The 18,264-nt window shown below is 42.8% G+C and carries 14 protein-coding genes; 5 read left to right on the top strand and 9 right to left on the bottom strand.

Going from position 1 to position 18,264, the window contains the following annotated elements; all coding sequences use genetic code 11:
• Positions 1–24: 24 nt before the first annotated feature.
• The 7 genes from FD725_RS12400 to FD725_RS12370 all read right to left on the bottom strand — a co-directional run bounded on the left by FD725_RS12400 (position 25) and on the right by FD725_RS12370 (position 8,023).
• A complete protein-coding gene (locus tag FD725_RS12400) occupies positions 25–954 on the bottom strand; it encodes a hypothetical protein (RefSeq protein ID WP_179048436.1) in 930 nt (309 codons plus the stop codon).
• 102 nt (positions 955–1,056) lie between these two features.
• A complete protein-coding gene (locus FD725_RS12395; RefSeq protein ID WP_179048435.1) occupies positions 1,057–2,520 on the bottom strand; it encodes an MBOAT family protein in 1,464 nt (487 codons plus the stop codon).
• A gap of 83 nt (positions 2,521–2,603) precedes the next feature.
• Positions 2,604–2,993: an acyl carrier protein gene (locus FD725_RS12390; protein ID WP_179048434.1), complete on the bottom strand. Its 390-nt coding sequence runs from the start codon at positions 2,991–2,993 to the stop codon at positions 2,604–2,606.
• Positions 2,962–4,770 (bottom strand): acyl-CoA dehydrogenase family protein, encoded by a 1,809-nt coding sequence (locus tag FD725_RS12385; RefSeq protein WP_179048433.1) that lies wholly within the window; start codon positions 4,768–4,770, stop codon positions 2,962–2,964. The genes FD725_RS12390 and FD725_RS12385 overlap by 32 nt, the downstream gene beginning before the upstream one ends.
• A 10-nt stretch (positions 4,771–4,780) precedes the next feature.
• The gene (locus FD725_RS12380) at positions 4,781–6,589 is read right to left on the bottom strand and encodes a fatty acyl-AMP ligase (RefSeq protein WP_218653163.1); all 1,809 of its coding nucleotides are present in this window, start codon (positions 6,587–6,589) and stop codon (positions 4,781–4,783) included.
• A gap of 497 nt (positions 6,590–7,086) precedes the next feature.
• Positions 7,087–7,422 carry a hypothetical protein gene (locus FD725_RS12375; protein ID WP_179048431.1) on the bottom strand — a complete coding sequence of 112 codons (336 nt, stop codon included), beginning with the start codon at positions 7,420–7,422 and terminating at the stop codon, positions 7,087–7,089.
• A 199-nt stretch (positions 7,423–7,621) separates the two neighbouring features.
• Positions 7,622–8,023 carry a fasciclin domain-containing protein gene (locus tag FD725_RS12370; RefSeq protein WP_179048430.1) on the bottom strand — a complete coding sequence of 134 codons (402 nt, stop codon included), beginning with the start codon at positions 8,021–8,023 and terminating at the stop codon, positions 7,622–7,624.
• Positions 8,024–8,229: 206 nt separating this feature from the next.
• Here FD725_RS12370 and FD725_RS12365 point away from each other — a divergent pair, with 206 nt between their 5' ends.
• Positions 8,230–9,240: a putative 2-dehydropantoate 2-reductase gene (locus tag FD725_RS12365; RefSeq protein WP_179048429.1), complete on the top strand. Its 1,011-nt coding sequence runs from the start codon at positions 8,230–8,232 to the stop codon at positions 9,238–9,240.
• 34 nt (positions 9,241–9,274) lie between these two features.
• Here FD725_RS12365 and FD725_RS12360 read toward each other — a convergent pair whose 3' ends face one another.
• Positions 9,275–10,144 carry an Rpn family recombination-promoting nuclease/putative transposase gene (locus tag FD725_RS12360; RefSeq protein WP_179048428.1) on the bottom strand — a complete coding sequence of 290 codons (870 nt, stop codon included), beginning with the start codon at positions 10,142–10,144 and terminating at the stop codon, positions 9,275–9,277.
• Between the two features lie 180 nt (positions 10,145–10,324).
• Between FD725_RS12360 and FD725_RS12355 the strand changes: the two genes are divergently transcribed.
• The 3 genes from FD725_RS12355 (at position 10,325) to FD725_RS12345 (ending at position 15,642) form a co-directional block, all read left to right on the top strand.
• Positions 10,325–13,336 (top strand): valine--tRNA ligase, encoded by a 3,012-nt coding sequence (locus tag FD725_RS12355; protein WP_179048427.1) that lies wholly within the window; start codon positions 10,325–10,327, stop codon positions 13,334–13,336.
• A 125-nt stretch (positions 13,337–13,461) separates the two neighbouring features.
• The gene (locus FD725_RS12350; RefSeq protein WP_179048426.1) at positions 13,462–13,902 is read left to right on the top strand and encodes a hypothetical protein; all 441 of its coding nucleotides are present in this window, start codon (positions 13,462–13,464) and stop codon (positions 13,900–13,902) included.
• 174 nt (positions 13,903–14,076) lie between these two features.
• Positions 14,077–15,642, top strand: coding sequence for a glycosyltransferase family 39 protein (locus FD725_RS12345; protein ID WP_179048425.1), 1,566 nt, complete (start codon positions 14,077–14,079; stop codon positions 15,640–15,642).
• 180 nt (positions 15,643–15,822) lie between these two features.
• Here the strand turns inward: FD725_RS12345 and FD725_RS12340 are convergent, their stop codons facing one another.
• Positions 15,823–16,494: a GntR family transcriptional regulator gene (locus tag FD725_RS12340; protein WP_179048424.1), complete on the bottom strand. Its 672-nt coding sequence runs from the start codon at positions 16,492–16,494 to the stop codon at positions 15,823–15,825.
• Positions 16,495–16,570: 76 nt separating this feature from the next.
• On the opposite strand from FD725_RS12340, the gene FD725_RS12335 reads away from it, so the two are divergent.
• Positions 16,571–18,172, top strand: a complete 1,602-nt coding sequence (locus FD725_RS12335; RefSeq protein WP_179048423.1) for a 2-isopropylmalate synthase — start codon at positions 16,571–16,573, stop codon at positions 18,170–18,172.
• Positions 18,173–18,264 lie beyond the last annotated feature (92 nt).

The following is an 18,264-nucleotide window of genomic DNA, read 5'->3' as shown; positions in this document are numbered from 1 at the left end:
GATCTCAACATCTTGCCTCTTTCCCTACTCCTTTAAATTCAAGGCTCTGAATTGCTCAACCAGTTCAGTTGTCCGAGTGCGACGACCGGGGGGATTCAAGTGATAATGGGTGTCAGCAAACAAACTAGAGTCGGTTTTCACATTTAAGGTTTGTTTGTCATAAAGCACAGGAGCGATTTCTCCCAGCTTTTCGGCTGTCTTACTGATGTTATCTAGAGTTTTAGAGTCAGTGCTGGCATAAATCCACGACAAGCCTAAAACTAAAGTTCCACCTTTAGCTTCTACCTGCTCTTTAAACTCCTTGATACTGCGTAAAGCATGACGAGAAACTGGGGCTTTAATTTTCAGTTGCCACCAAGGTGTTTTGAGGCGTTGCTTCATGACGGTGGGATCGCCGTTAGCCGTGATGGGGTCAGAGTAATACCCAGTCAAGCGACCCTTTTGTGCAAATTCTACAGAGGACTTAGTAACAGCGCGTAACGTCGGCACACCCAATAACATAATGTCTTGAGCCAGTTGTTTAGCAGGCACACCACCCAACCCAGGCTTACCAATAGCGACACCAAACTGACCAGAGCGATCGCCCAATCCATCATCCTCTAGTAAAATTAAATACTCTGGAATCAGGACAACAATATCGCCTTTTCTAATCACATCATCCATGCTGGCTAAAATGACATCTAAACCGACTGGCCCGTCTGTCGCCATATTAATCGTCGGGATACCCAATTGTTGTTGCATCAATCCAGCGTCCACCGTGTAGTGAGCGCCAGAACCACCAACAATCAAAATCCGTTTGGGCGATTTCACCTCACTAGCAATCGCTTTTTTCTGCTCATACATTATCCTTAACCAGCTCAATTCACCCCCATAGCGAGCATTGTATAAATAACCAACCCCCCAAGCAACAGCAGCGATCATCAACCAACTAGAAAGCTGTAAAAACTTCTTCATAACAAAAAAAGAAAAATATTAAACCAGCAAAATCTCACCAACTCCCAACCTCCGCGTCCCTCCGCGCTAACCTCCTCTTCCCTCTGCGTTCAAAAAAACTCCCTAAAACTCAAAATAAATAAACGGAGAAGGCGTATTTGCCGCCAGCAAAATCGTTAACGCCAACAACACCCGCGACACCCAAGGAGACAGCAACAAATCATATTCACACGCACGCTGCTGCCAAACACCGATATGCTCCATCAACAACACCGCCGAGGCTAATACTAAAGTAAACCCCAAAGCGATCGCCTCATTACCTTGGAAGAAAGTCAAAGCTTCCCCCAGATTAGATAGAGAATATGCCCAAGGCGTAACGATTGTCTGTAACTTTTCCACAAGACGCGGTGTCTTGGTTTCCATAAAGAACAGACAACCCAAAATCACCGAACCAAAAGTCAATGCCCAAGAAATAAACTGCGGCATTAAGAACCGTTGCTGTCCCACAAACTTATAAAAAGGTCGTCCAGCATAACGCAGTACCAGCAACAATAATCCGTGGTAAGCTCCCCAAAGAATAAAATTCCAAGCAGCCCCATGCCAGAAACCAGAGAGAGTGAAAGTAATAAATAAATAAAATGGGGCCCACTTCATGTTTTTACCCATGAGTGGCAAAAAGACATAATCTCGGAACCACGTACTAAGAGTAACGTGCCACCTCCGCCAAAACTCGTTGATGCTTTGGGAGGTGTAAGGCGCAAGGAAATTAATCGTTAAGTTAACACCCAAAAATTTGGCTAAACCCAGAGCAATAAAACTATATCCACCAAAATCAAAGTAAATTTGTAATGTAAATAAGAAGGCAAAAAACCATACCAGCCAAGGATTCTGAGCTTGATCAATTTTGATGTAAGGGGAAATATTATCGGCTAGGACAAACTTCATAAATAGCCCTAGAGATAGCCAACGAAAACCTGCTTCAAAGTTGTCTAGAGTGAATTTAAACCGGAATGATTCAATTTGCGGAAACAAATCTCCCCGGCGTTCAATGGGACCGGCGACAACTTGCGGGAAGAAGGAGACAAAGTTGACATAATCTAATGCACCAATGGCACGTTTTTTCTTACTGGTGTAGGAGTCAACGACAAATGCCACCATTTGGAAGGTGTAAAAAGACAATCCAGGCGGGATGGAACCCATACCAGGAATACTTTTAGATTGCCAACTGGCTGATAATCCTGGGACTATTAGCCCTAAAACATCTTCGACAAAAAAGTTTAAATATTTGAAGTAAGCGAGAATAACGATATCAATGATGATGACAGTAGAGGCGATCGCTTTAGCTTTCCAGCCTTGTTGGCGCAGCATCCACCACACCATAACGTAGTTGAAAATAATTTCACAGACGAAGATGGCAAAGCTAGAACGAGATGCGTTGACAAACAACAGCAAAGACATCGCCGCCAAGCCAATCGCATCAAAGGAGCCGCGCCAAAGTTGCATGGACTTGGCAACATAGCGGACTGTAAAATAAGGGATGCTAAACAGCAACAGCACCCACCAGAAGGAAAACTCTGAGAAATTCAATTAGCCCCCCCAAAATAATTACTAATTGCTAATTCGTAATTCGTAGTTAAAGACTCAATTACGAATTACGAATTACGAATTACTTAACTGCCACTAATTTTGTTCCAAAGACCACCCCAAGCTTTTTCTTTGGGGGCTTCTTGGGGTTTGTTATTCACCGCAGGTGCTTCGGTGGCGCTTGTTTGGGCAGGTGAGATACCTAGCTCATTCACCAAATAATTAGCCGCTTTTTCAATAGTGGGGTAGTCCCAAAGTAAGGTGGGGGGCAGTTCGGCACTCAACCAATCTTCCAATTCACCCACAATTGTGACTGAATCGATGGAATCTAGTCCGTAGCGGGTTAAGGGTTCGGTAACTTTGATTGTTTGGGCATTGATGCCCAATTGTTTAGCAATCTGGTTAATAATCCACCCTTGGATGGTGTCAACAGCGTTGGCAGTATTAGGCTTGGAGTTGGAGTCTTTGAGTTGCATCTGTTGTTGTCTCTTGTTGTTGAGGTTTGGCTAATTGGAAAGGAACGATGGAAAACATCCGACTGTCGTTGTACAATCGGACTAACTCTTGGGCTACTGCCTCGTCGTCGATGCGTCCGGGCAATGCTTTGGCGGGGCGGAAGGTGAGCATCAGCTGGCGCAGGCTTAAGGCTAACCACTCTCCCTTGGCAAAGAAGTCTCCTAGATGGTGGCGATTGTAGAGCCACATATATATACAGCTAGCCGCCGTGTGGATTACGCAATATTGTTTGGCTAAGTCGAAGACTTCTGGTGCTTGCTCATGCCCAAATTGGAAGGTTGATTCTGTGACTTGGCAATCCAGATGATTCAACTCTTCTTGCACCATTTGCGTCAGTGTGATGATTTGCTGTAACACATCAGCATTGAGGCTGGCATCTGCTGGTAAATTTTGCAAGGATGTCAGCGCTAGTTCTAGCCCTTGTAGAACATCATCTCCTCCCCGGTTCACTAGTTCGAGTTTTTTGCCATCAAAGGTGGGCAAAGGTTGAGTTAGGTCAAAGGTGGCTGCAAGTCTTGCTGGCAGTGCATCTTGGTTGCGTCCTGCATTTTTGATCCGCGACTTGGTGAGCTGACGTAGCTGCAACAGCAGGGCATGGAGGTTAACAACTGTACTGCCATCAAACATACTGATGATGGAGTTGTCCCGTAACACCTTTTGAAAAATGCCGTAGTCGTGTTCTTCACGCATATAGAAGCGTGACCCCAAAACGACTGAGACGTTCTGCACGACTGTTTCTAAGGTGGTGGTGACAAAATATTTCACCACTGCTGACCAAACACTGATTTGCTCTGGCATGGTGTTAAACCCACGAGCCACGCCGATGGTGGCACAGTCGCAAATCAAGATATTTAAAAACGCATCTGTTAAGGTGCGTTTGGGTTGGGGCATATCGAAGACTGTCTTGCCGTATAACTGTCGTCCTAAAGCAAACTTCAGGGTAGTACGCAAGGCAGTGTCAGCAGCTCCTTGAGAAAAGGCAGCACAGAGGGCGCGGGTAATTTGGAAACCTTTGAGGGCAAGTTCTAATCCGGCTCCTTCTGCCCCCAATCGCATAGATTCGGGGATGAAGCAGTCCTGAAAACGGATGCCACTCATGTCAGAACCGCGAACTCCGTGGGTGAAAATTTTCGGCAGGTGGCTATAGTTGGCTGGGTCAATTTTGCTTTTTTCTACCATGAATAGGGAGAGGCTACGCGCACCCCCTACTTCGTCTGTTTTGGCGAGAACAAAGGTAACGCCAGAGATGGTAGCGCGGTTAATCGGCCATTTCTCTCCATTGAAGATGTAGCCACCAGGAACTTTCTTGGCGCGGACATCACTAGCCAGTAAGTCACTACCGTGGGCTTTCTCTGAATAGGCAAGGCACATAGCACCGTTAGCATCTTTCATGAAGCTGGCTAGGGTGCGCTTTTGTTCCTCTGTGCCTGCCATCCAGGTGAGGTATGACCAAAACATTGTGGTAAAGGCGATCGCACTCGTTTGATCTCGTCGGGATAGTACCCGCACAAAGGAGATAAACTCATCAAAGCAGGTAAATTCGCCACCGCATTCAGTCGGGATGTAGTAGTGTTGCAGTTTCCAGTTGTAGAGCCAGTTAATGATCTCGTGGGGAAACTCTTCTCGTTCATCTAGGTCGATGACTTGTGGGAACGACATGATATTTTCTGGATTACCTGGGTCGCCTAAAGCTTTTTCTAGTGCTTCCGCAACCCAATATTGCTTTAGTGGCTGCATGATATTCTCCTTAGTGAGTAACTTGCACCTTTTGCAGCAAAGAGTCTACTTCCCCTTGCAGTTGCCGATAACTGGCTGTAAATTTGGGGCTTTCGCTCCAATCTGCTAACACTTCCAATTCACCAGTGAGGAAGCTAGTTTTACAAGCGCGGCGTTGAATTTTGCCACTGGAAGTTTTCAGGACATTTCCTGGCTTCACTAGGGCAACAGCGTAAACTTGCAGTTCGTGGATTTCGGCGATCGCTTGTTTAATACTGGTGAGTATCTCATCTGGATCAAATGCTTCTGGGTTACGTTTCACTTCTTGGACAATCACCAGTTGTTCTACTCCATCCACCTCAATGGAGAACGCCGCACCGTAATCGGGACGGAGGGCAGGATGAATTTGCTGGACTGTCCACTCTAAGTCTTGAGGATAGTGGTTTGTACCCCGGATGATGATTAAGTCTTTAATCCGTCCGGTGATGAACAACTCACCACCCCGCATAAAGCCTAAATCCCCTGTTCGTAGGTAGGTTGTTGTATCTGTTTCCCTGGTAATCTTGGCGCGGAAAGTACTTTCACTTTCTTGGGGACGATGCCAGTAACCGCCTGCTACGCTGGGATCTGCTACCCAAACCTCTCCTACTTCATCAGGGGCGCAACGAACCAGGCTATCAGGGTTGACAATTGCTACTTGAGTGTCACACACTAACTGACCACATCCCGGTATGGCTCTGACTCCTTCATGCCAACTAGTCGCCTCGACAATCTTGTTCTGCTCAATCTGGGACTTTTCTACCAAGCAGAGTACAGGTGATACTTGTCTAGGGCTGGTGGATACTAACAGGGTATTTTCTGCCAATCCATAGGCGGGAGCAAAGCTTTCCCATCGGAAACCACAGTCGGCAAATTTCTCAAAAAATTCTTCTAATACTCTGGGATTAATTGGTTCGGCGGCATTACCTGCCGCTACCCAACTGCTCAGATCCAGGGTAGCTTTTTGCTCCTCAGTGACACGTCGAACGCACTGTTCGTAAGCAAAGTTTGGTGCTTGGCTGTGAGTCCCCCGATAATTAGCGATCGCTTGTAACCAGCGCAACGGCTGTTTAATAAAAGCCATTGGGGACATGACATAACAAGGATGTCCGTTGTAAATGGGTACAGTTAAACCTTCTACCAACCCGTAATCATGGAAGTAAGGCATCCAGGTGACAGAAACACTCTCGGCATCATAACCACAGGCTTTTTGTAGATACCCACAATGATGCATGATGTTGTGGTGGCTGATCATCACACCTTTTGGGGTGGAAGTGGAGCCGGAGGTATATTGCAGATATGCCAGGGTTTCTGGGCTAACTTGCGGATCTTGCCATTGGTCTGCTAGGTCTAGGTCTGTATCTTCAATGGCAAACCAATTCATCTCCTCAAATTCGGGAAAATCTTCTTTGGCTGCTTGCAGTGTACTCAGCAAGTGCTGATTCGTCAGGACAAATTTAGCGTCGGCATCCTTGACAATTGCCCTTAAACGTGGTAATGCACGTTTTAACCTCCCAGCATCAGGGGGTGGGGCGGGTATGGCAATGACTCCAGCGTAGAGACTACCCAGAAATGCTGCCATCACTTCTAAACCTTGGGGATAAAGCAGCAACGCTCTTTCGCCTTTGGCTTTGTGTTGCTGCAATTGTGCGCCAATGGCACGGGCTAGACGATCTAGTTCTCCATAGGTGAGTGTGGGGCCTGGTGTTTTCCCATCAACGAGGAACATATAAGCAAGCTTGTCCGGCTCATGAGTAGCACGAGAGCGTAGTAGTTCGACCAGGGTGGAAACGTTTGTCATTGGTAACTTCTGGGTAGTTAGGCACTGAGTCATTGAACAGACCCGAACACAGTAAGTGATCGGTTCGGCGTGACACATATCTTACTGAGATATGAGCTAGCCAGAGATTTTTTTACCTATTGATCAGTAATCTTGACACACTGATCTATCTAGTGGAATATATTATTCGGTGTTTTCACTAAAAAAATAAATTTAGAGTACAGATGTTATTGGTGTGTTGGGCGTGTTCAAATTAGCGAAAGTACTAATTTTCGTGTGTTCGCGCTACATTTAGGTATGTATGTGTAAGTAATGATTGTGAATTTACTATAAAATTTTTTTGTAGAGAAAAGGCGAGGGGCGATCGCCTACAACTCACTAACAGTTCCCTTCACCAGTATTTTTAGTAGAAAAATTGTTTATCTACACCACGCGCAGGTATTGTGATCATCTTTGTGTCTCCGTGTCTTTGTGGTAAAAAGCAGTATATTTTACCACAAAGATACAAAAGTACACATTTAATTACCAATCAAGGCATTACTGAAAAATTTTGTCCGCTTATGCACAATTACAGCTATCAGGTTACTTGCTAAACAAGTCACTGCTAAACCCAAGAGAATGTACGTAGGAGCCATGATGACACCAATGGCAAACCAGGTGTAAACGTGGAGTATCATCAAAAAAGCAAAAATACTGGCTACGCTGATAGATTGCCACATTTGGTGGATGGGACGATTTAACACAGCCAGAATAATTGTCACCAATGTAGCTAGTAAGTTGGCTGGTATGAGGAACGCACAAATCCCCGCGCAGTTAGTACGGGAGAATTCAAACAAGGTGTGAAAATCGAGCATTAATCTGTAGGGATAAAGTTACTATCTAAAAACTCAATATATTTTTAGATATATCAACTTAACTCAGCATATAGCTAAGGTAAATACTACAACGAATATTTAACATAATTTAAAGAATATAGTTACCTACTTATGTATGTAATCAGTAAGTCTAATAGTGAATTATAAGTCAGGTGAGTATTACCCACCTGATCTAAAATTAACCCATCAAAATCACAGTATCGATCACATGAATGACACCATTATCAGCTTCGATATCTGCCGCTAATACTGTGGCATTTTTGACTTCAAAACCATCAGCACAATCTATTTTAATGGGTGAACCTTCTACAGATATGACTGTGCCAAGTTTGGCTAAGTCGGCTTGTTTGAGCTTTCCCGGAACGACATGATAAGTTAAGATTCTAGTTAACTGGGGAATATTTTGCACCAAAGTTTGTATAGTTCCTGGTGGTAACTTAGCAAAAGCATCATCATTTGGTGCAAAGACGGTAAAGGGGCCTGGACTTTTTAATGTTTCTACTAACCCAGCAGCTTGTACAGCCGTCACTAGAGTTTTAAAAGAATCCGCACCAACTGCAATATCAACAATATCAGCCATCTGTTTATCCTAATCTCTGTCAAAAATTTTAAATTAAAGTAAAACAATTTTAATTTTTATGACAAAAATTGTCTAAAATTTTTGAGGGGGAAGAGGGTATAAGGATGGCAAGCAGAGAAAAATTATCATCACCCATCACTCAGCCCTCTCCACTCGTCACCGACACTCCTCTATGATGATCATCAGAAAATTGTGTGCAAAATACTATGAGCGATGGGATAAGCTCCAGTTTAGGTGTTGATACTTTAGGGGAAAGTAGCGATCGCTTTGTACCCAGCCTCGCTGATCGCAAATACGCTATTTTGGGTACTGGTGCATTAGGGGGATTTTATGGTGCTAAGTTACAAAAAGCTGGCGTAAATGTCCACTTTTTGCTCAAGAGTGATTACGAACAAGTTAGTCAACATGGTTTAATTGTTAAGTCGAAGGACGGCGACTTTACCCTTCCCCAGGTTCATGCTTATAACGATGTGGCAAAAATGCCTCAGTGCGATGTTGTTGTTGTAGCACTGAAGACAACACAAAATCATTTGCTACCAAAGTTATTACCACCAGTTGTTAAAGATGATGGCGTGGTTTTGGTGTTACAGAATGGTTTGGGTGTGGAAGAAGAAGTTGCCCAAATTGTTAGTAGCGCTTATGTGATTGGTGGTTTGTGCTTCCTGTGTTCTAATAAAGTCAGTCCAGGATATATTCATCACTTGGATTATGGACAGATTACCTTGGGTGAGTATAGCTCTGAATATGTTCCGGCAGGAATTACAGAAAGAATGCAGCAAATTGCCTGTGAATTTCAAGCTGCGGGGATCGCAATTGAGTTAGTTGAGGACTTATTACTAGGACGGTGGAAAAAACTGGTGTGGAATATTCCCTATAATGGCTTGTCTGTGATTCTCAATGCTAGAACTGATGAATTAATGGCAAATCCCCATACCCGTACACTAGTGGAACAATTAATGTATGAAGTCCAAGCCGGGGCAAAGATTATGGGACGCATCATTCCAGATAACTTTATTCAAACCATGCTTGATTACACCGTCAAGATGAAGCCTTACCGCACTAGTATGAAAATCGACTATGATCAGTCTCGTCCCTTAGAAATCGAAGCAATATTTGGCAACTCATTACGCAAAGCTCAAGCACTAGGAGTAAACTTACCGCAGATTGGTTGTCTGTACCATCAGCTCAAATTCTTGGCTGCTAGAAATCAGAATTAAAGAGTCATTACACGCCAATCGCACAGATAAATACTTATAAAATTTGTTGTATTTCCTCAACAGAATTTGCTAAAACTACACTCCGTAAAATTCCCTGCAATTGTTGCAAATCTGTAATTTGGGAAATTCGGGACATTAACTCTAGTCCCTGACTCCCAAATTTTGTTTCTAAACTCATTTCAATACTGACAATAATTCCCCTAACTTCGCCGCGTGCTTCCCCGCGTGCTTCCCCGCGTGCTTCGCCCTCTCGGAATATTTCTTGATACCAAGGTGACTCCCTGAGAACTCCCATATCCCACCTCATAATCTCTTGAACAACGGCACTTTCTAAGACAAAGGTAGCAAAAAAGGCTAAAACCGTCTCCAATTGGTTTAAGTCTTCGTCTCGACGCAAAATTTGCAAGGCTTCTCTAATTATAGATTCATCATTTCCTCCTTGGAGAATCGGCACGAATGGTAATAATGATGGTAAGGGTTGTTGAAATGGTATATTCACATCTACTTCCCATAAGTTAATTACCCGGTAATCTTGAACTGCTCTTAAACCATAAACATTTGATGTAAAAGTTGTGGGGATTTCTAAATCAGTTGTCGGTAAAATATTAATTAATACGGGATAGGTTGGTAATTCATACTTTTCTTCTGCCAATGCTGCGTAGGAACGGACTCGTCGAGGCATTTTGTTGGTGTAGCGTAACTGTAATTCATTTAATACTAAAAATTCTCCGAATTCCGGACTTCTAGCCCGAATTAAGACATCAGTTTCTCGACTAATCCATTGAAATTCCCCAGATAAAATTTCCCCGGCTTGAATATTCGGTATATTTGTCACCCATCGTACCCAATTATCCGGTGCCAGACTAATGAGCTTTTTCGTGCTGGTATCTGCGGCTTTTGCCATGATTTATCGACGTTCTTTGATGCGGGAACTTATTGTACTCTGAATAAAGGCTTAGTTGTAGCCCGCCGGAGGCATCACTTAGACACTAAAAGTAGGATAATCATGAAAATAGCGATCTCCCTAATCCCCCAACCCTGTGGCAAAATTTATTAGAGTCCTTCCAAAAGTAAATTTCCCAGAATGACCGCAACTATACCGAATCTTCCCAGTTTGTATGACCCTTTTTCTACTGAAGCAAAGTGGCAAAAATTCTGGGAAGAAAACCAAATTTACAAAGCTGACCCTAATCATGGTGGAGAACCTTATTGTGTGGTGATTCCACCGCCAAATGTGACTGGTAGTTTGCACATGGGTCATGCTTTTGAGAGTGCGTTGATTGATGTGCTGGTACGTTATCACCGAATGCAAGGACGCAATACTCTGTGGCTACCGGGAACTGACCACGCCAGTATTGCAGTCCATACTATCCTGGAAAAACAACTCAAAAGTGAGGGCAAAACTCGCTATGAGTTGGGACGGGAACAATTTATGGCACGTTCTTGGCAATGGAAAGCAGAATCAGGGGGAACGATTGTTAATCAGCTGCGACGCTTGGGTGTGTCGGTAGATTGGTCGCGGGAAAGGTTTACTTTAGATGAGGGCTTATCGAAAGCTGTTTTGGAAGCTTTTGTGAGTCTTTATGATGAAGGGTTGATTTATCGGGGTGAGTATTTAGTTAACTGGTGTCCGGCTACTCAATCGGCTGTATCTGATGTGGAGGTGGAAAATAAAGAGGTTGAGGGAAATCTCTGGCATTTCCGTTATCCTTTGAGTGATGGTTCTGGTGATGTGGAAGTGGCGACGACTCGACCAGAAACTATGCTTGGTGATACTGGGGTAGCAGTTAATCCTCATGATGAAAGATATAAGCATTTAATTGGCAAAACCTTGACTTTGCCAATTATGCAACGAGAAATCCCGATAATTGGTGATGAATTAGTTGACCCCAGTTTTGGTACTGGTTGTGTGAAGGTGACACCAGCCCATGACCTGAATGATTTTGAAATGGGTAAGCGTCACAATCTGCCGTTTATTAATATTCTGAATAAAAATGGTACTCTCAATGCTAATGCTGGGGAGTTTGAGGGACAAGACCGTTTTGTGGCTAGGAAAAATGTGGTATCTCGCCTAGAAGCTGATGGTTTTTTGGTGAAGATAGAAGATTATAAACATACTGTTCCTTATAGCGATCGCGGTAAGGTTCCCATTGAACCTTTATTATCTACTCAGTGGTTCGTGAAAATTCGTCCCCTGGCAAATAAGGCGTTAGAATTTCTCGACCAACAAAATTCTCCAGAGTTTGTTCCCCAACGTTGGACAAAGGTCTACCGTGACTGGTTGGTGAGTCTGCGAGATTGGTGTATTTCTCGACAGTTGTGGTGGGGTCATCAAATCCCCGCTTGGTATGCGGTGAGTGAAACGGGAGGACAAATTACCGATAATACGCCGTTTGTGGTAGCAAAATCGGCTGATGCAGCTTGGGAGAAAGCCAAATCACAATTTGGGGAAAATGTCCAGATAGAACAAGACCCAGATGTCTTAGATACTTGGTTTTCTTCGGGACTGTGGCCGTTTTCGACTTTGGGCTGGCCAGAACAAACCCCGGATTTAGCAACTTATTATCCCACTACTACCCTTGTTACAGGCTTTGATATCATCTTTTTCTGGGTAGCCAGAATGACGATGATGGCTGGTCATTTCACTGGAAAAATGCCCTTCCAAACTGTTTATATTCACGGTTTGGTGCGGGATGAAAATAATAAAAAGATGTCCAAGTCAGCGAATAATGGGATTGATCCACTGTTGCTGATTGCTAAATATGGTACTGATGCCCTACGCTACACCTTGGTTAAAGAAGTCGCCGGTGCTGGGCAAGATATTCGCTTGGAATATGACCGGAAAAAGGATGAATCATCATCAGTAGAAGCATCGCGGAACTTTGCCAATAAGTTGTGGAACGCCGCTAGATTTGTGATGATGAATCTGGATGGATTGGCGACTGGGGACTGGGAACTGGGTACAGAGAAATACCCATCCCTAGAATTGAGCGATCGCTGGATTCTTTCTCGCTATCATCAAGTTGTTAGACAAACCACAAATTCTATTGATAACTATGGTTTAGGGGAAGCAGCAAAGGGATTATACGAGTTTATTTGGGGTGATTTTTGTGACTGGTATATTGAACTGGTTAAATCTCGTCTCCAGCCAAACGCAGACCCCACATCACGAAAAGTAGCACAACAAACTCTCGCCTATGTACTAGAAGGGATTTTAAAGTTACTCCATCCCTTTATGCCTCACATTACAGAGGAGATTTGGCAAACGCTGACTCAACAACCAGCAGATTCTCAAGAAACCCTAGCTTTACAACTTTATCCCCAAGCAGATACAAACTTGATTAATCCCGCCTTGGAGGAACAGTTTGCCCTGCTAATTGGTACTATCCGCACCATTCGCAACTTACGCGCTGAGGCGGAAGTGAAACCAGGGGCAAAAATTACGGCGAACTTGCAAACTGATAGTGAGGCGGAAAAGCAAATCCTCATGGCTGGAAAGTCTTATATTCAAGATTTAGCCAAAGTGGAGACTTTAACTATTGCTAGCGAACCCAAGGCGCAGACAGTTACACAGAAAAAACCACAGAGGGGTTTAAAAGCAATTGGCTTGATTATCGGGGCGATCGTTTTTGCTAGGATAGCTGTGGCTGTAGCAGATACGATTGATGATTTTCCCTGGTTTGCTAGTTTCTTTGAAATTGTGGGCTTTGGTTATAGCTGCTGGTTTATAGCCCGTAATTTATTGTCTACCAAAGCCAGACAAAATTTCTTCGCTCAGTTCTTCGCCACAACCACTGACAAGAATCTCTCAGCAACAGCATCACAGGACACAGAAAAAGCGATCGCTGGCGTGGTAGGAACTGTACAAGTTGTCATTCCCTTGGCTGGAGTGGTAGATACCGCAGCTTTACGTGCCAAACTAGAGAGAAGTATTAGTAAAGTCGAGGCTGAAGCTCAATCTCTCAAAGCTAGATTAAGCAATTCTAAGTTTGTGGATAAAGCCCCAGCAGATGTAGTACAAAGTGCTAGAGAGGCTTTAGCTGAGGCAGAAAAACAAGCAGAGATTTTGCGTCTACGCCTGCGTGATTTAGCATAGTTGCAATAGGTAATGGGAAAATAATCACTTTCTCATTACCGCTTTACAAGCAAAAATTCTTCAAAAATTAAAATTCAAAAATAGTATAGAAATTTAAAATTTAATATGAAAGCACCACAAAAACCATGCTATATCTAGCCCAGGTACATAAAAATGAATTTTTAGATCAGTATCAGTTACGCTTATTAGCGCGTCAAGAGGCTGACAATATCTGGACAATGATCCCAGAAGAAGCGTTTATTCTTTTGGGTAAGAGAAATACTATGAGTGACAATTCACTGGTTTTAGTAGAACTTTCCCCTACAGGTGATATTGAAAAAATCGAAGATGCTAATGTATGGGTATTACATTTGGTGCAAACTTATCTAACTACTGGAATTACACCAGAATTTTTGCAACAAGAAGCAGAACGCGCAGAACAATGGCGACAATCTCTAACTTTGCAAAACCAAGATTTAGCACGTCGCACTCTAGAATTAGAAGCTCGTCGTGAGCAAATCCAAGCTTTAGAAGAAAGTCTCAAACGCGATCGCAATGGCTCTCAAAAAGAGAATAATAGCGATTAATAATTGATTGGTGATATTGAGAATTTTCACACAATTAATAAAATAGAATATTCTTGTCAAACTTATAATTAATTTAGGTTGGGTTTAGCAGCGTAACCCCAAAATTATGTTCGGTTTCACTACGTTACACCAACCTACAAAGAAAAATTTGATGGCTTGATTTTGTGAATATTTATGGAAGATCAAACATTACAAAAGCAGTTTAAAATTCCTCGTTGGTTAGTCATAATTTCTATCTTATCTCTCATATTAGGAATATTTTTACGATTCTACCATCTAGAACAAAAAGTTTATTCTTTTGATGAAACTTTCTCATCAACTTATATTTATGGGCAACAAGTTAAAGCCTATGAGCAATTCGATAGAGATGTTCTTAGTATCAATGAACTAAAACAATATTTATTTATCGACCCCAGTAAAACTTTACAGCGATCGCTTGAGCAAGTTATTGATAAAGTTTATGTTTTTCCACCCTTATATCCAATTCTAACTATTTTTTGGTCATATCTTCTGCAAAATTTCTCTGATAATCCCCTAGTTATTCAAAGAAGTTTATCGGCAATCTTGAGTTTAATTACTTTAGTAGGAGTTTACTGGCTGGGAGTGGAATTATTTGCATCTCCAACTACTGCTTTAGTAGCTGTGATCATTCTAGGTATTTCACCCTTTCATTTACAGTATGCTCAAGTTATCCGTCCTTACAGTATTTTAGCCGCAACTACAGTGATTTCCTGTGCTTGTTTGCTCAAGGCAATGCGTGTAAAAAACTTACTTTGGTGGCTGATTTATGGATTGAGTATTGTCGCTGGTTTATATGCCAATGTACTGTTTGGATTTGTCTTGGTAGCTCATACAGGCTATATAATTTTTCAGGAAAAGTTGCGCGATATCAAAAGTCTAACTTTTTATTTTTTGATATTAGGGATTAGTACTCTCACTTTCTTGCCTTGGTTGTGGTCATTTATCAATTCTGATATGTTGGCACATTCCATTGACCAAGTTTCAGAAAGTTACTCTACTTTGGGATTAATCAATACTTGGTTTAAGGGAATACAAACGCTGTTTATTGATGTATATAACCCTTTTTTCTCTCCCAGTTTTTTCAAGGCGGTACAATGGTTTTTTGTGCCTATTGTCTTTGCGATCTTGGGAATTTCTCTTTATATAGTTTGTCGATATGCACCCAGTAAGGTACGTAATCTACTACTATTGTTAGCGATCGCTGCTGGTGTGAGTCTGATGGTGAAAGACTTACTCACAGGGAGTTCTATTTCTAGCCGGATGCGCTACTTGATTCCTTTTGTCTTGGCTGTGGAGTTAATGGTTGCTTACGTAATAGGGAATTGGTTAACTGCTACTCAATCTTCTCATCGGCGTTGGGGACAGTTTGCTTTATCTTTTCTCATTCTGTGTGGTGTAATATCCTGTCTGACAATTTCTCAAGCAAAATCATGGACTGCTTTCGGGAGTCCCCATTTCCCCAAGGTATCGACAATAATTAGCACTGCAAATCGTCCATTAGTTATGGTGACTAATTTGGATCGAGCATTATCTATGAGTTACTTGGTTGACTCAGATACTAACTTTAAATTGGTTAAGGACAATATATCAATTCCTGATGGTTTTAAAACTGTTTTTGTTCTGGAACCGTCAAAAGCAATACTCAAGAAATTGGAATCTAACTATAAATTAGCCAATATTTACCCGCAAGGTCGATTGTTTGAGATTAGCCGAGAGTGAGTAATGAGTGCTGAGTGCTGAGTGCTGATACCAATTCAAAATTCAAAATTCAAAATTCAAAATGAAGAAATAATGACTCTTGCCTCTGACCAATGACCAATGACTAATGACTATTGACTAATGACTATTGACTAATGACTATTGACTAATGACTATTGACTATTGACTATTGACTATTGACTATTGACAATTTTGCAAATAAGTCGCTAACTGTTCTCCAGCTGTGTCGATGTGTTGTTTGAGTAGACTTACTGCAAGTTTTGCATCTCGTTTTTGGCAGGCTGCTAAAATTTGATAGTGTTGTTTTTGAGAGTGTTCTTGGTAATCCATTTGTGTCATCTGTACACGAACATAGCGATCGCAATTTATGTGTAATGTCTTAATCATCGCTAGTAGCCTTGGACGTTCGGCTGCGGTGTAGAGTGTGGCGTGGAATTCCCAATTGAGTTTTGCTAATAACCCAGCATCATTGGTTTGATTACTGGCTGTCAAAATTTCTGTCGCTTTTTCGATATCTATTTCCCTAATTTTCGGGATTGCTAACTGTATCGCCGTCACTTCTAAGGCGCTGCGAATTTCACAGATTTCTTGGGCTTGTGCAGCAGTCAGTACGGTAACCATCGCCCCTCGATTGAGATGTAGTGTTACCAATCCTTCCGCCTCCAGTTGTCGCAAAGCTTCGCGCACAGGAATGCGACTCACTCCAAACTGGGTGGCAATTTCATCTTGTCTAAGAGATTGTCCTTCCTGAAAAATGCCGCACAGAATCGCTTCTCGCAAAGCATCGGTAATTAAATCGGGGGTGCTGCGTTGTTGTTGCTGCACGTTGGCTGCTAGTTCATTTAAATTCATAATTTATATTGTATACAATCTACTAAAATTGTATACAATATCCAAAGTAATTCCCTTAACCCGTTGGGAGAAATTTATGAGCATGGGATCTCCAGCAGACAGAGTGATTATCTTCGACACCACCCTGAGAGATGGCGAACAGTCGCCAGGTGCAACCTTAAATGTAGAAGAAAAGCTAGCGATCGCTCATCAACTATCCCTCCTGGGTGTAGATGTGATTGAAGCTGGTTTTGCCGTGGCTAGTCCCGGAGATTTTCAAGCCGTCAAAACCATTGCTGAACAAGTGGGAATAGCTGGTGGGCCGATTATTTGCAGTTTGGCGAGGGCTGTACGCCAAGACATTCAAGCCGCAGCTGAAGCCTTACAGAGTGCAGCACGTCCCAGAATTCATACAATGATTTCCACCTCGGATATTCACCTGCAATATCAACTGAAAAAATCCCGCCCTGAAGTATTAGCGATCGTTGAGGAAATGGTAGCTTATGCTAAGTCTTTTGTAGAAGATGTGGAATTTTCCCCAATGGATGCTAGTCGCACTGAACCAGAATTTCTCTATCAAGTATTGGCGAAAGCGATCGCCTTTGGTGCAACGACAATTAACATCCCTGACACCGTTGGTTACTGCACACCCAAAGAAATGGGTAACTTAATCCAAGGTATTCGGCAAAACGTACCTCATATTGAGCAAGTAATTCTCTCAATTCATACTCAAAATGACTTGGGTTTAGCGACAGCCAACGCCTTAGCCGCCATTGAAAACGGTGTCCGTCAGGTAGAGTGTACGATTAATGGCATTGGCGAACGTGCCGGCAATGCAGCCCTAGAAGAAATTGTCATGGCCTTACAGGTACGCAAACACTATTTCAATACATATTTCGGTCGTCCTGTCAACTCTGATGCCCCTTTAACCAACATCAAAACTCAGGAAATTTACAAAACTTCTTCCCTCGTTTCCCAATTGACAGGGATGCTAATTCAACCGAATAAGGCAATAGTTGGTGCTAACGCCTTCGCCCATGAATCAGGTATTCATCAAGATGGTGTGATTAAGCACCGTCAAACATACGAAATCATGGAGGCTACATCGATAGGATTGCCAGAAAATCGGATTGTTTTGGGTAAACACTCTGGGAGAAATGCCTTCCGCACTCGGTTGCAAGAATTGGGATTTGAATTGACAGAAGCTGAGTTAAACAAAGCCTTCAACCGATTTAAAGAAGTGGCAGACAAGAAAAAAGAAATGTCTGACTTAGATTTAGAGGCGATAGTCCGAGATGAAATGCAGATGCAAGCAGATAGTGGCTTCCAAATTGAACACGTCCAAGTCATCTGCGGTGATTGTACTTGCCCGACAGCAACGATTACAATTGTCACCCCAGACGGTAAAATTACTACAGATGCCAGTGTGGGTACAGGGCCAGTAGATGCTGTGTATCAAGCAATTAATCGATTAGTGCAAATTCCTAACCAATTAATCGAGTTTTCTGTCCAATCGGTAACTGGGGGGATTGATGCCCTGGGAACAGTGACAATCCGCGTGGAACATCAAGGGCAAATATTTTCTGGACAAGCATCTGATACAGATATTGTGGTGGCGGCTGCTTATGCTTATGTAAATGCTATCAACCGTCTGTATCGTTATCTGCAAACTCAGAAGTTATTGACATCTGTTGTGTAATTTAACGTGAGTTCGACGACGGGAAAAACCCCTCTCCATAGAGCGAAGCTCTTCTCGTAGAGTACCTCTCACGCCAGTTGCTACAACGGGGG

Origin of the sequence: Nostoc sp. TCL26-01 (assembly GCF_013393945.1) — a bacterium.
Lineage (GTDB): Bacteria > Cyanobacteriota > Cyanobacteriia > Cyanobacteriales > Nostocaceae > Trichormus.
Note: the sequence above shows the minus strand (reverse complement) of the source record. Positions and strands in the feature narration are given on the sequence as shown.

What these genes read in the sequence shown, in the direction of transcription:
- FD725_RS12400 (WP_179048436.1), bottom strand. Translation starts at nt 954, where the DNA reads ATGAAGAAGTTTTTACAGCTTTCTAGTTGGTTGATGATCGCTGCTGTT.
- FD725_RS12390 (WP_179048434.1), bottom strand. Translation starts at nt 2,993, where the DNA reads ATGCAACTCAAAGACTCCAACTCCAAGCCTAATACTGCCAACGCTGTT.
- FD725_RS12385 (WP_179048433.1), bottom strand. Translation starts at nt 4,770, where the DNA reads ATGCAGCCACTAAAGCAATATTGGGTTGCGGAAGCACTAGAAAAAGCT.
- FD725_RS12380 (WP_218653163.1), bottom strand. Translation starts at nt 6,589, where the DNA reads ATGACAAACGTTTCCACCCTGGTCGAACTACTACGCTCTCGTGCTACT.
- FD725_RS12375 (WP_179048431.1), bottom strand. Translation starts at nt 7,422, where the DNA reads ATGCTCGATTTTCACACCTTGTTTGAATTCTCCCGTACTAACTGCGCG.
- FD725_RS12370 (WP_179048430.1), bottom strand. Translation starts at nt 8,023, where the DNA reads ATGGCTGATATTGTTGATATTGCAGTTGGTGCGGATTCTTTTAAAACT.
- FD725_RS12365 (WP_179048429.1), top strand. Translation starts at nt 8,230, where the DNA reads ATGAGCGATGGGATAAGCTCCAGTTTAGGTGTTGATACTTTAGGGGAA.
- FD725_RS12360 (WP_179048428.1), bottom strand. Translation starts at nt 10,144, where the DNA reads ATGGCAAAAGCCGCAGATACCAGCACGAAAAAGCTCATTAGTCTGGCA.
- FD725_RS12355 (WP_179048427.1), top strand. Translation starts at nt 10,325, where the DNA reads ATGACCGCAACTATACCGAATCTTCCCAGTTTGTATGACCCTTTTTCT.
- FD725_RS12350 (WP_179048426.1), top strand. Translation starts at nt 13,462, where the DNA reads ATGCTATATCTAGCCCAGGTACATAAAAATGAATTTTTAGATCAGTAT.
- FD725_RS12345 (WP_179048425.1), top strand. Translation starts at nt 14,077, where the DNA reads ATGGAAGATCAAACATTACAAAAGCAGTTTAAAATTCCTCGTTGGTTA.
- FD725_RS12340 (WP_179048424.1), bottom strand. Translation starts at nt 16,494, where the DNA reads ATGAATTTAAATGAACTAGCAGCCAACGTGCAGCAACAACAACGCAGC.
- FD725_RS12335 (WP_179048423.1), top strand. Translation starts at nt 16,571, where the DNA reads ATGAGCATGGGATCTCCAGCAGACAGAGTGATTATCTTCGACACCACC.